General features: G+C 72.6%; 10 protein-coding genes. 6 read left to right on the top strand and 4 right to left on the bottom strand.

Annotated elements, in window-relative coordinates; genetic code table 11:
- The 3 genes from JOF41_RS14100 to JOF41_RS14090 all read left to right on the top strand — a co-directional run bounded on the left by JOF41_RS14100 (position 1) and on the right by JOF41_RS14090 (position 3,950).
- Entirely contained in the window at positions 1–1,398 is a 1,398-nt protein-coding gene (locus tag JOF41_RS14100) for a M20/M25/M40 family metallo-hydrolase (protein ID WP_189226769.1), read from the top strand.
- Positions 1,399–1,484: 86 nt separating this feature from the next.
- A complete protein-coding gene (locus JOF41_RS14095; RefSeq protein WP_189226770.1) occupies positions 1,485–3,173 on the top strand; it encodes a PLP-dependent aminotransferase family protein in 1,689 nt (562 codons plus the stop codon).
- 18 nt (positions 3,174–3,191) lie between these two features.
- Positions 3,192–3,950: a hypothetical protein gene (locus tag JOF41_RS14090; protein ID WP_189226771.1), complete on the top strand. Its 759-nt coding sequence runs from the start codon at positions 3,192–3,194 to the stop codon at positions 3,948–3,950.
- Between the two features lie 59 nt (positions 3,951–4,009).
- Here JOF41_RS14090 and JOF41_RS14085 read toward each other — a convergent pair whose 3' ends face one another.
- Entirely contained in the window at positions 4,010–4,210 is a 201-nt protein-coding gene (locus tag JOF41_RS14085) for a DUF397 domain-containing protein (protein ID WP_189226772.1), read from the bottom strand.
- Positions 4,210–5,094, bottom strand: a complete 885-nt coding sequence (locus tag JOF41_RS14080; RefSeq protein ID WP_209619386.1) for a helix-turn-helix domain-containing protein — start codon at positions 5,092–5,094, stop codon at positions 4,210–4,212. Before JOF41_RS14080 ends, JOF41_RS14085 begins: the two co-directional genes overlap by 1 nt.
- Positions 5,095–5,269: 175 nt before the next feature.
- Between JOF41_RS14080 and JOF41_RS14075 the strand changes: the two genes are divergently transcribed.
- Positions 5,270–5,521 carry an HC3 family zinc finger protein gene (locus tag JOF41_RS14075; protein ID WP_189226773.1) on the top strand — a complete coding sequence of 84 codons (252 nt, stop codon included), beginning with the start codon at positions 5,270–5,272 and terminating at the stop codon, positions 5,519–5,521.
- A gap of 5 nt (positions 5,522–5,526) precedes the next feature.
- On the opposite strand, the gene ligD is transcribed toward JOF41_RS14075, so the two are convergent.
- Positions 5,527–6,507: a non-homologous end-joining DNA ligase gene (gene ligD / locus JOF41_RS14070; protein ID WP_307867408.1), complete on the bottom strand. Its 981-nt coding sequence runs from the start codon at positions 6,505–6,507 to the stop codon at positions 5,527–5,529.
- A gap of 204 nt (positions 6,508–6,711) precedes the next feature.
- On the opposite strand from ligD, the gene JOF41_RS14065 reads away from it, so the two are divergent.
- A complete protein-coding gene (locus tag JOF41_RS14065) occupies positions 6,712–7,956 on the top strand; it encodes an ANTAR domain-containing protein (RefSeq protein ID WP_189226774.1) in 1,245 nt (414 codons plus the stop codon).
- Between the two features lie 116 nt (positions 7,957–8,072).
- Positions 8,073–11,177 carry an amidohydrolase family protein gene (locus JOF41_RS14060; protein WP_307867407.1) on the top strand — a complete coding sequence of 1,035 codons (3,105 nt, stop codon included), beginning with the start codon at positions 8,073–8,075 and terminating at the stop codon, positions 11,175–11,177.
- A gap of 207 nt (positions 11,178–11,384) precedes the next feature.
- On the opposite strand, the gene JOF41_RS14055 is transcribed toward JOF41_RS14060, so the two are convergent.
- On the bottom strand, positions 11,385–12,434 hold the full coding sequence (locus JOF41_RS14055; RefSeq protein WP_209619383.1) for a hypothetical protein: 1,050 nt from the start codon (positions 12,432–12,434) through the stop codon (positions 11,385–11,387).
- Between the last annotated feature and the right edge of the window lie 495 nt (positions 12,435–12,929).

The raw sequence follows: 12,929 nt of genomic DNA, 5'->3' as shown, positions 1-12,929 counted from the left end.
ATGACCGTTGTCTCGTCGGGGGAAGGCGTCCGGGAATCGGTCCGCGGGATGCTGCCCGAGCTGTGGGGGACGCTGAGCGAGCTGGTCCGGTTGCGGTCGGTCAGCGCGGGCCCGGCCGAACCGCTGGCCGCCACCGCGCGCCGGGTCGCCGAGCTGTTCCGCGCAGCGGGCTTGGGCAGCGCGGACGTCATCACCATCGAGCACGGCGGCAGCACCTCCGCCCCGCTGGTGTACGCCGACGAGCGCAAGCACGCGGGCGCGCCGACGGTGCTGCTCTACGCCCACTACGACGTGCAGCCCGCCGACGCCGCGCAGTGGCAGGTGACCGAGCCCTTCACCCCGAAGGAGGTGCCCGACGGGGACGACACCCGGCTCTACGGGCGGGGAGCGGCGGACGACAAGTCCGGCGTGGTGATGCACCTCGGCGCGGTCAGGGCACTGCTGGAGCAGGCGGCGGACGCGCCGGTGAACCTCAAGCTGGTGGTGGAGGGCGAGGAGGAGACCGGCGAGAGCACGCTGGACCAGTACCTGGCCGAGCACCCGGAGGACCCGCGGTTCCAGGCCGACGTGGTGGTCGTGGCCGACACCGGCAACCTGCGGCTGGGCGCGCCCACCCTGACCTCGACCCTGCGCGGCATCGCGGTGGTCGACGTGGAGCTGCGCACGCTGCGGCGCGCGGTGCACAGCGGGATGTACGGCGGGCCCGCGCCGGACGCCTTCATGGCGCTGGTGCAGGTGCTGTCCACGCTGCTGGACCGGGAGACCGGCGCGGTGGCGGTGCCCGGTCTGGCCGACCAGGACTACCCATGGTCGGCGGTGTCGGAGGAGTCCTTCCGCGCCGACGCGGGCGTGCTGCCCGGCGTGGCGCTGATCGGCGCGCCCGAGGACAGCCTGGCCAAGCGGCTCTACGGCAGGGCGTCGATCAACGTGGTGGGCCTGAGCGGGGTGCCCGGCATGGACGCGGCCACGAACGTGCTCTGCCCGGCGGCCCGCGCGCGCGTGAGCATGAGGCTGGCCCCCGACCAGGACACGGGAGCGGCTCTGGAAGCGCTGCGCGCCCACCTGGTCGGCGCCGCGCCGTGGGGGCTGGAGGTGGAGGTCACCGCGGTGGGCCGGGGGACCGGGTTCGTCGCGCAGCGCGGCGCCCACCACGACGCGATCGAGCAGGCGCTGCGCGAGGCCTACGGAACCGCCACCGTGGAGCACGCCGGGCAGGGCGGTTCCATTCCGCTGGTCGCCGCGTTCCGGGCGGCCAATCCCGACGCCGACATCGTCCTGTGGGGCTGCGAGGAGCCCAGGGCGAACATCCACGGCAACGACGAGAGCGTGAGCCGGTCCGAGCTGGAGCGCATGACGCTCGCCGAGGCGCTGCTGCTCCAGGCGCTCACCCGTCCCTGAACCCCGCCGCCCCGCACCCCCGCGTGCGAGCGGGGGCGCTGCGGGCTGCCCGCCTGCGAGCAGGCGACCACGACAGAAAGGCGACCATGACCACCACCAAGGGGCCCAAGACCGCGGTCGACCGGTCGAGCGCGGTCAGCGCCGACCAGCCCACCGACGACGAGTTCCGGCTCCCTCCCGACGGCCTGCCCGAGGCGGACCGCAAGAAGGCGCTGGACAAGCTGGAGGCCTACTTCGCCCAGCAGCGCGCCGAGTTCCTCGGCTACCAGACCAACGAGGGCTTCAGCTACCACGCGGACATGGCCAGGTTCCTCGACTACCACTTCAACAACGTGGGCGACCCGTTCGAAGCGTCGCACTTCACCCTGCACACCCGCTGGGCCGAGCGCGCCGTGCTGGACTACTACGCCAGGATCTGGCACGCCAAGCCCAGGACCAAGAACTCCAGGGGCGAGATGCCCCCCGACGCCTACTGGGGCTACGTGCTCACCATGGGCTCGTCGGAGGGCAACAACTACGCGCTGTGGAACGCCAGGGACTACCTGTCGGGCAAGACGCTGATGCGCGAGCCGGACCCGAACGGCCTGGCGCAGTACATGTGGGTGCAGGACACCGTCCCCGCCGACAACGAGAACGCCTACTCGCCGGTGGGCTTCTACTCCCACGACACCCACTACTCGGTGGCGAAGGCCATGCGGGTGCTGGGCATCCCGAGCTTCTACGAGCTCGGCACGAAGAAGTACCCGCACGCCAACCCGCTCAACCCCGGACAGCCGTGGGACCACGAGGTGCCCTCGGAGGGCGGCGACGACGGGCCGGGCAGCATCGACATCGCGGCGCTGACCAAGCTCGTGGAGTTCTTCGCCAGCATGGGCCACCCCATCCTGATCAACCTCAACTACGGCAGCACGTTCAAGGGCGCCTACGACGACGTGGCCGCCGTCTGCGACGCCCTGCGCCCGATCTTCGCCAAGTACGGCCTGGACAAGCGCAAGGTCCGCTACGGTCGCGACGAGCAGGGCAACGAGCTGGTCGACGAGCGCGCGGGCCACTGGATCCACGTCGACGGCGCCCTCGGCGCGACCTACGCGCCGTTCCTGGAGAAGGCGATCGACGCGGGCCGGATCGACGAGGACGCCGCGCTGCCGCTGTTCGACTTCCGCGTCCCCGAGGTGTTCTCGATCGTCACCAGCGGCCACAAGTACCCCGGTGCGCCGTGGCCGTGCGGCATCTTCATGACCAAGGCCAACCTGCAGATGCTGCCGCCGGACCAGCCCGCGGTCATCGGCTCGCCGGACACCACCTTCGGCGGCTCGCGCAACGCCTTCTCCCCGCTGATCATGTGGGACTTCCTGGCCAGGCACTCCGAGCAGACCCAGGTCGACATGATCGTCGAGGCCGAGGAGGTCGCCGCCTACGCGGTGGCCAGGATCGGGGAACTGGGCGAGAGGTGGGCGGCGGCGCGTACCCCGCTGTCGCTGTCCGTGCGGTTCATGAAGCCACCGGACGAGATCGTGCACCGGTACTCGCTGGCCACCGTGCCGCTGAAGACCTCGTCGGGGACCGTGGTGGACTACGCCCACCTGTACGTGATGCCGCACGTGACCAGGGAACTGGTCGACAGCCTGGTCGAGGACCTGCGGACCGCCCCGGAGATCCCGGTGCAACGCGCCCGGCGCGGCGGTGTCGACCTGATCACCTACGTCGACGGCTCCGCGGAGACCCCCGACGTGTCCCGCCTGGCCCTGGTCCGCACCTGGGGCAACGGTTTCTAGCCCGGAGAGGGGACGAGTATGTCCACGCAGCGCGAGCCACAGCCCGACCAGCACGGCTTCGTCCTGATGGGCCGCACCGACGTGCACGGTGCGCACCTGGCCATGTTCAACATGCCCGAGCACACCTACCAGGTCATCCTCAGGCTGGTGCTGGGCTTGGACGGCAACGGGCAGGACGCGCGTGAGAAGTACTTGGACGCACTGGCCGAAGACCCGTCGTCACCGGTCATCGTGGTCAACCCCGAGTCGCACAAGATGCTGCTGCCGGACCTGATCGACCAGGGTTCCTTCCCCGCGGAGATCTGGCAGCTGCCGGGCAACGACTTCGGCAAGCGCAGGGTCGTCGCCACGGGGTTGGACGTCTGGATCGAGGCCGTGCTGCAGAACCGCAAGTTCGACCCCACCGAGACGCCGCCCGCCCGGCCCCGCTACCAGCTCTTCGGCACGTCGCAGGAGAGCCACATGGCGCACTACATGACCTGGCAGCCGGACTACCAGCTGGTGCTGGACGTCACGGGGGTGCAGGGGCTGTCCGACTACGAGCTGCGGTGGGGCACCTGGGTGGAGTTGACCAGGATCGCCGAGAACCACAGCCCGACGAGCGACCCGATGGCCCCGCACCGGTACCGGTCGATCGACGCCGTCACCGTCGAAGGTGGCAGGCCGGTGTCGATCACCGTGGAAGCGACCCGCTGGTTCGACACCAAGTACCTCAACATGCCCGCGCACAGCGCCCAGAGCTTCACCGAGCTGGCCGCCCCCGCGGCTGCGGTCTGAGAACGCGGCCACCGGCCCCGCGCCCCCGTCTGGGGCGCGGGGCCGGTGCGCGCTACCGGTCAGGCCGCGCGAGCCAGCTCCAGGAAAGCCGTCCACCGCCGGGCGTCGACGGTGATCAGCGGGCCGCGGTGCTTGGCGTCCCGGATGCTGACCCGACCGTCGGGGTGGTCGTCGAAGCGGACTTCGACGCAGGCCTGGGAGGCGGAGCTGAAGCTGCTCTTGAACCAGCCGCGCGAGCCGGGGGACCAGGCGTGGGGCATCAGGGCCGCTCCATCTCGTCGTGGACCTCGGCGACGAGGGCGCGGGAGGCGCTCTCGTCCAGGGCCCGGTTGAAGGTCTCGTCGAAACCGGCGGCGGATTCGAGTATCACCTGCCGCTTGTCGACCACGACACCGCTGATCGCCGTCTCCTGCCACACCAGGTCGGGCAACCTGGGGGAGGGGAAGGACAGGATCATCAGCGGCGCCCCCAGCAGCGGGTGCGCCCCGGCGGTGAACGGCACCACGCGGACGCGCACGTGCCCGCTCCTGCCGTCGATGACCTCCAGCAGGTGGGCCAACTGGTGGCGCATGGTCGTCCGGCCGCCGATCCACTGCCGCAGCGCGGCCTCGCCGAGCACCACGTCGAGCCCGAGCGGTTGGTCGCCCTCCAGCCGGGCCTGCCGCGCCAGCCTGGTCCGCAGCCGGGGCTCGACGTCGACCGGTCGGATGTAGGGGGTGCCCGCGCTCATCACGGCCCGCGCGTAGTCGGGGGTCTGGAGCAGGCCGGGCACCAGGTCCGGGGCGTACTCGCGGACCCGGTGGGCGCCCGCTTCGAGCCCGAGCAGGCGCAGGAACTCCTCGGTGTGCAGCCTGCCCTGGTCGTGCCACCACCCGCGCCGGTCGGTCTGCTCCCGCAGCGCCTCCAGTTCGGCCCGCTCGTCCGGGGGCGGGTCGTAGACGGCGACGAGGTCGCGCAGCTTGGCGGCGGTCAACCTGCGCTTGCCCGCCTCGATGGCGGACAGGTTGGTCCCGCCGATGCCGGTGGTGCGGCCCACGTGCGCCGCGGTCAGCCCCAACCGCTCCCGGTGCTCGCGCAACCGCAGTCCCAGCTCCCACGCCTGGACCGTGCTGGAGAGCGGACCGGGATGCGGGCTGTCGACCATGGGGGGTGCTGCTCCCTGCGGGTGAGGGGACTGGGCCGGACGGAGGGGAAGCGGCACACAGCGTAGTGCGGTTCTCTACTCGATCGAACGATACCGCCGCGATAACTATCGGCGATAAGTTGCTCTCGCTGGCTTCGGTGCGGGAGTTCCGCGCGTACCGGGAAGGGGTGGTCCCATGGGCATCCGCGAATTCCGGTGGCTGCCCCACGAAGGGCTCCGCCACGCCATTCCCGACGCGCTGACGGCGGACCAGCGGGGGCGGACGCTGTGCGGCGTGCCGGTGACCGTACCCCGCGTCACCCCGCCCGCCTTCCCCGACGGCTGCTGGCCCACCTGCCGCTCCTGCGACGCCGAGTGGCGCAAGCGCGAGGGCATTCCCTCCTTCCCCCGGCAGCGTCCCGGCTCCCCGGTGCTGGCGGGCCGGTGAGCGGGTCAGGGCAGGCGGACCTCTCCGGGGTCGCGGTCGGCCCGCAGACCCCGCCACCAGGGGCGCCGCAGCCGCCCCTCAGCGCTCCACCGGTCGAACTCCACCTCGCCCACCAGCACCGGCCGGACCCAGCGCGCGCCGTGGCCGAGCCCGTCCGGCAGCGGCTCGGTGAACGGGCTGGTGCGCCGCTCCAGCCGCGCCAGGCACCGGTCCAGATCACCCAGCAGCCGGTCGGCGAACCCGGTGCCCACCTGCCCGACGTAGACCAGCCCCGTCTCGCCGTGCGCGCCCAGCAGCAACGACCCCACGGTGTCCGGGTGCGCTCCCCGGTCCGGCCGCCAGCCGCCCACCACGACGTCCCGCGTCCGCCGCAACGTGGTCTGCACCCACGCCGCCGAGCGGCGGCCGGGTTCGTAGCGCGACGAGGACAGCTTGGCCACCACGCCCGCCAGCCCGTGCTGCCCGGCGACCCGCAGCAAGGTCGCCGGGTCGGCGTCGGGGAAGCTGGGCGGCACCTGCACGGCGTGCTCACCGGGCAGCTCCAGCCCGGTGAGCACGGCCCGCCGGGTGGTGTAGGGCAGCTCCAGCAGCGACCGCCCGTCCAGGCGCAGCAGGTCGAAGGCGTAGAACGCGGCCGGTGCGGGGCGCAGCGCGCGGATGCCCGCCTCGGAGCGGGTGCGCTGCTGCAGCAGGCGGAAGTCCGGCCGCCGGTCCGGCCCCAGCGCGACGATCTCGCCGTCGAGCACCGCGGTGCGCCCGCACAGCAGTTCGGGCAGCACACCCAGCTCCGGGAACCGGCCCAGCAGGTCCAGCCCGTTGCGGCCGAGCACGCGCACTCGCGCGCCCGCGCAGTGGGCCACCGCGCGGTAGCCGTCCCACGCGAACTCCACCGACCAGCCGCGCCCGGCGGGCGGCTCGCCCGGCACGGCGAGCATCGGCGGGACGGGATCAGGCAGGCGGTCCACCGCCTTCGCCGCACGCGCCACCGGTCACCTCCCGCACGTCCCGAGAGTCATCCTCATCGACAATCCCGGAGGCGGCGACCCGAGCGTCCCCGCGGCACCGGAACCGGCTTCACCCGAAGGGCGCACGCCCGTTGCGCCGCCGGAACCCCTGGGGCTACCCGCAGTTCGCGGAGCCGGCAGTGTGATGGGTGTCGCGCCGCACCCGGCAGCGTGGAAGGGTGACGCATGGCTTTCACGTCCCGCAGGCTCAACTTACGGCAGACACCGTCCGCCCACCCGGCCGCGGAAGGTGTCCTGGTGGTCATCGGCGAGATCGACGCCGAGGCCAGCACGTCGTTCCGGACCGAGCTCACCGCCTTCGTCGGGACCCAGGGCGGCGACGTCATCCTCGACCTGAGCGAAGTCGGCCTCATCACCGCGGCGGGCGTGCGCGTCCTGCTGGAGATCGCCGACCGCCTCTCCGGCACCGCCCGCAGGCTGCGCCTGGTGGCCAGCGCCGAAGTGCGGCGGGTGCTGCGCGCGGTCAGGGTCGCCGACGTCCTGGAGACCTACGACGAGCTCGACGACGCGGTCGGCGCGCAGGCCGCCGCCCTGCGCCGGACCTTCTACCGCGCGGCCGACTCGGGCGTGGTCGACGTGACCCCCGACGAACTGCACCGGCTGCGCCGCGAGATCGGCGACCTGCGCGCCAAGCTGCGCACCCGACCGCTGCTGGCCCGCGCGCTGGGCGTGCTCCAGGAGCGCTACCGGCTGCCCGACGAGGACACCGCCCGCCGCCTGCTGCGCGAAGCGTCCCAGCGGTACAACCTGAAGATGCGCATGGTGGCCGCCGCCGTGCTCAACGCGCCGCCCCCGGCCACGGGAGGGGCCGCGCTGTGGTTCCCCCACCGGGTGCGCTTCCCCGCGCCCGCGACGATGTTCCCCGCCTCGGGGCGTCGCCGCACGCACACCCTGCCCTCGCTGCTGGACGCCGTGCTGGACACCGCGCTGACGTGCACCGCGACCGCCATCGGCTACCTGCAGCTGGTCGACACCGGTATCGGCGGGCTGCGGCTGGAGCGGTACCGGGGTTTCACCGCGGAGCTGGCCGACCTGCTCGCCCACGTCGACGGCGGGAGCACCTCGTGCGCGTTGGCGCTGGAGCGCCGGACCCGCGTGGTGTTCCACGACATCGCGGACAGCACGGTGCTGACGAGCAAGCGCGTGCAGGAGGTCATGCTCGGTGCGGGCATCAGGGCCGTGCAGAGCACGCCGCTGCTCGCGCCCTCCCGGCGTTGCCTCGGCGTGGTGTCCACCTGCCACACCCGCGCCGAGCACGTGCCCTCGGCCGTCGAGCGGGGTCAGCTCGACGACATCGCCTGCCAGGCGGGGCAGTGGCTGGAGTGGCACGAGCAGACCACGGTCCTGGACGCGCTGGAGGACCTGCACGGCCGCGCGAGGGCGGCCACCCACCGAAACGGGCAGCGCTGATCGCCGTCCCGAAGGGACACCCGGTGGAGTGAGAACAGCGCCCGTATGGGCGATGCACCACGCCACCAGCACCGGCAACGTGGTCCCAATGCGGGATTACGGCTGCGTCGGGGGGAGTGGTTCGCTTGTCACCACAGGACTTCTCACGCCGGGACTTCCTCGTGCGCGGCGGTCAGGCCGCAGCGGGGCTCGGGGTGGCCGGAGCGGGTTCGCGGGTGGCCGCAGCGGCGCAGGCCGATCCCGGTGGCCGGGGCGGTGTGGTGCTGCGGGAGGGCACCAACACCTCCGCGGCGCTGTCCCCGGACGGGACGCGCTTGGCGATCGACCTGGTGACCGCGATCTGGGTGCTGCCCGCGACGGGCGGCCGGGCGCGCAGGCTGACCGGGGACCTGCAGGACGCGACGCTGCCCTCCTGGTCGCCCGACGGTCGCGGCCTGGTGTTCCAGTCGTACCGGGACGGCAACTTCCACCTGTGGGTCGTGGACGCGGACGGCGGTGAACCGCGGCAGCTGACCACGGGCGAGCACGACCACCGGGAACCGGTGTTCTCGCCCGACGGCGGCACGGTGGCGTTCACCAGCGACCGGGGCGGCAGCTACGGGCTCTGGTTGCTCGACCTCGCCTCCGGCGGGATCACCCCGGTGGCCACCGACCCGGCGGACGAGGTGGCCGCGCCGCGCTGGTCCCCCGATGGAACGAAGATCGTCTTCGCGGTCAACGAAACCGCGATCGACGTCGTGGTCGTCGGCAGAGGGCAGCGCACGCGACTGGTCACCGCCCCCGAGGGCGGACGGGTGCACGGACCCGCCTTCGGGCCGGGCGGCGTGCCCAGCTACACCCTGGTCCGCGGCCCCAGGGCGGACCTGGTGCTGGGGGAGCGGCAGCTCACCGACGGCGAGGACGTGTTCGGGTTCGCCGCCACCTGGACCGGCGACTCCGCCCTCTACACCGCCGACGGCCGCATCCGCCGCCGCGACCTGTCCGGGGCGGTGCGCGACATCCCGTTCGAAGCCGAGGTGCCGGTGGCGCGGCGCGAGTACCACCGCCGGGTGCGCGACCTGGACTCCCGCGTCCCGCAGCGGGTCCGCGGCATCGCGAGCCCGGTCGTCTCACCGGACGGAACGCGGATCGCGTTCCGCGCGCTCAACGCCCTGTACGTGGTGTCCCGCCTCGGCGGCAGGCCGCGCAAGCTGACCTCCGGCGGCTACTTCGACTCCGACCCGGACTTCACCCCGGACGGTCGCGCGCTGGTCTACTCCAGCGACCGCACCGGCACGCCCGCGCTGTGGTCGCGGGACCTGACCACCGGGCGGGAGACCCGGCTCGGCGCCTCGCCGGGCGCGCAGACCACGCCGCGGGTGTCCCCGGACGGCCGCTCCGTCGCCTACGTCGACCACGACGGCGCGGTGTGGGTGCTCGACATCGCCTCCGGGGCCCGCAGGCAGGTCACCCCCGCCCTGTTCATGCCGGGCAGGCCGAGCTGGTCCGCCGACGGCGCGGTGCTCGCGCTCGCCGCGGTCAAGCCGTTCTCCCGGCGGTTCCGCGAGGGCACCAGCCAGGTCCTCACCGTCGACCTGGCGGGCGGCGAGCTGCGCTACGCCGAGCCCATGCCGTTCCGCTCCCTGTCCACCAGGGGCGATGACGGACCGGTGTTCTCGCCCGACGGCAGACAGCTGGCGTTCGTGGTGGAGAGCGTGGCGTGGGTGGTCGCGGTGGACGCCGCCGGGCGGTTCACCGGCGAGCCGAGGCAGGTCACCCACGAGGTGACCGACTCGCCGGCGTGGTCGGGCTCGGACGCGCTGGTGTACCTGTGCAACGGCGTGCTGCGCCGGGTCGGCCTGCGTGGCGGGCCCCCGCGCACCATCCGGCTGGACTTCACCTGGCGCAGGCAGGCGCCGCCGCACCGCACCGTCATCCACGCGGGTGCGGTGTGGGACGGCGAGTCCGAGCGGCTGCGCCGGGACGTGGACGTGGTGCTGGAGGACGGCCGGGTGGCCGAGGTCCGCGCCCACCGCGCAGCGCCGGGGGAGCGCGTGGTCGACGCGCGCGACTCGGTGGCCATGCCGGGGCTGGTCGACGCGCACAACCACTGGCACCTGCGCGGGCGGCAGTGGGGCGACCGGCAGGGCAGGCTGTGGCTGGCCTACGGCATCACCACCACCCGCTCGCCCGGCGACCCGGTCTACCAGATGCTGGAAACCCGCGAGGCGCTGGAAGCGGGCACCCGCGTCGGGCCGCGATTCCTGGGCACCGGCGAGGCGGTGGACGGCTCGCGGGTCTACTACAACTTCATGCGCCCCACGCGGTCGAAGGCGCAGCTGGGCCTGGAGCTCAAACGCGCGCTGGAACTCGACTACGACATGGTCAAGACCTACGTGCGGTTGCCCGTGGAACTCCAGCGGACCACCGCTGAGGCGGCGCACCGGGCGGGGGTGCCGCTGTCGTCGCACTACCTGTACCCGGCCGCGAACCTCGGCATGGACGGCATGGAGCACGTCGGCGCCACCAACCGGCTGGGCTACTCGCACACCGTCAGCCGCACCGGCCGGTCCTACCAGGACGCGGTGGAGCTGTTCGTGCGCTCCGGCATGTCGATCACGCCGACGCTGTTCCAGTCGCGGGCGCTGCTGGACCGGGACAAGTCGTTGGTGGAGGACGAGCGCACCAGGGTGTTGTTCCCGCCGTGGGAGTACGAGCGGTACGTGGCCGACGCCGCCGCCGCGGGCACGCCCGCGTCACCGTGGTCGCGCGAGATCCTCGCGGGCTGGGTGGACATGGTGCTGCGCATCCACCGCGGCGGCGGGCTGGTGATCTGCGGAACCGACTCGCCGCTGGACGCCGTCGCCACGTCGCTGCACCAGAACCTGCGGGCCATGGTCGAGTACGGCTTCACCCCGTACGAGGCGCTGACCACCGCCACCCGCAACCCGGCGCGGTGGCTGGGCCTGTCCGGGCGCGTCGGCGTGCTGCGCCCCGGCGCGTACGCCGACGTGGCGCTGGTGGCGGGCGACCCGCTGACCGACATCCGGGCCGCGGCGGCGGTGCGGCGGGTGGTCGTCGGTGGCGTGGTGCACCAGGTGGCGGACCTGCTGGAGCCGTTCCGGCGGACGGGCGCGGCACAGGCCGGACCGGTGCTGCCCGCCGCGCCGTCGGCGGCAGGCGCGTCCGAGCAGTGGTGGCACGAGCCGGAGTGGTCGGTGCACGCGTGCTGCGGCGAATGACCGGAGAGCGACCACCGCCCCGCGCGGCACGGGTGGCGGGCCGCACGTCCCGTGTACCGCGAGGACGCACGACCCGCCACCCCACCAGTGATCAGCCCGGCGGCCGTACGCCGTGGCTGCCGGTGGACCGCGCGCTGGTCCGACGGCGCGTCAACGCGACCGTCGAACCACTGGTGCCGCGCGATCAGGCATTCCGTTCAGGTTGATTCAACGCTTCGCGGTCGCCTGCCCCTGACCCTCGTGGTGGCTGCCGTGCCCGTGCTGACCCTCGTGGGCCTCCTCCTCGGTAGCGGCTTCCTCCTCGGTGGTGGCGGCCTGCTCCTCGGTGGTGGCGGTCTGCTCGGCGGCGGTCTGCTCCTCCTCAGTGGTGGCTTCCTCGGCGGGCTTCTGCTCTTCGGTGGTGGCGGTCTGCTCGGTGGCGGCCTCCTCCGCGGTGGCCTCCTCGGTGGCGGTGGCCTCCTCGGTGGCGGTGGCCTGCTCGGTGGCAGTGGTCTGCTCCGCGGCGGTGGTCTGCTCGGTGGCGGTCTGCTCCTCCTCGGTGGTGGCTTCCTCGGCGGGCTTCTGCTCTTCGGTGGTGGCGGCTTCCTCGGCGGTGGCGGCCTGCTCCTCGGTGGCGGTGGTCTGCTCGGTGGCGGCCTCCTCCGTGGTGGCCTCCTCGGCGGTAGCGGTCTGCTCGGCGGCAGCCTCCTCCGCGGTGGCCTCCTCCACGGTGGCCTCCTCGGTGGTGGCGGTCTGCTCGGCGGCAGCCTCCTCCGCAGTGGCCTCCTCCGCAGTGGTGGCTTCCTCGGCGGTGGCGGTCTCGCCCTCGACAGCGGTGGCTTCCTCCGCGGTACCTGCCTCTTCCTCGGCGGGCTTCTGCTCCTCAGCGGCAGCCTCGCCCGCAGCCGCTCCTGAGCTACCGTGGTGCGGGTTGCCGATCACCGCACCGCTGTGAGTCCCACCCGCCACCGCACCGTGTTCGCCCGCGTAGGCGAAGTCCTCCCAGTAGTGCGCCTCGTCCGCGTCGGCGTAGGCACCGACCTCGTACGTGCCCGCGCCGTGCGGGCCCGCCCACACGTGGCCTGCCCAGTAGTAGGCCTCCCCCTCCGCGCCGATGCCCGAGTAGACGCCGGCGCCATAGGCACCCTCCGGCCCCGCCGCGGCGAAGGTGTCCTCGTAGTAGACCTCCTCGGTACCCGCCGCAGCGATTCCCGCTGCGCCGATCAGCATCGGTAGGGACACCGCGCCTGTGGCGAAGAGTCGAATGATGCTGCGCATGGGGCAACCTCCTTGTGTAGTAGTCACCATGCGGATTCATCGTCACCGTTGATCAGCGTCACCGCTGGTGGCGTGAACGCATCGTGTGACCGGGGTTTGGACGGTCACAACCGGTCTGAAGAGCGGTTATCACGGCACGTGCGCGAAACGCACCGCTTGTGAGTGACCAAGAAGAGTTGCCGCCCAAAAGGATGAGGTGGCGATCTTCACCCGCTCGAATCCGCAGTTCAGCCCATGTGAATCGGATAAGGGGCCGCTGACGGTGCGCATGCGGGGTGACTTCCACCGATCGTGTCGCCATGACTCGTTGCGGTGGAAAGACTTCTCCGTGTCGTCTCAACAGGACGGACGCCACCCTGGCAGGGAGCGGTGTCGGGCGGGGGCGGGGTGGCGCGTTCGGTGCGCGCGCCAGCGCGCGGATCTGCCAGCCGAGCACTGGAGGAATAATCAGTAATATTGATTACTTCAGTGTTGACTGAAACTAATCCGAACGGG

This window comes from Saccharothrix coeruleofusca (genome assembly GCF_017876325.1).
Lineage (GTDB): Bacteria > Actinomycetota > Actinomycetes > Mycobacteriales > Pseudonocardiaceae > Actinosynnema > Actinosynnema coeruleofuscum.
This window is presented reverse-complemented; position numbering and strand designations above follow the sequence as displayed.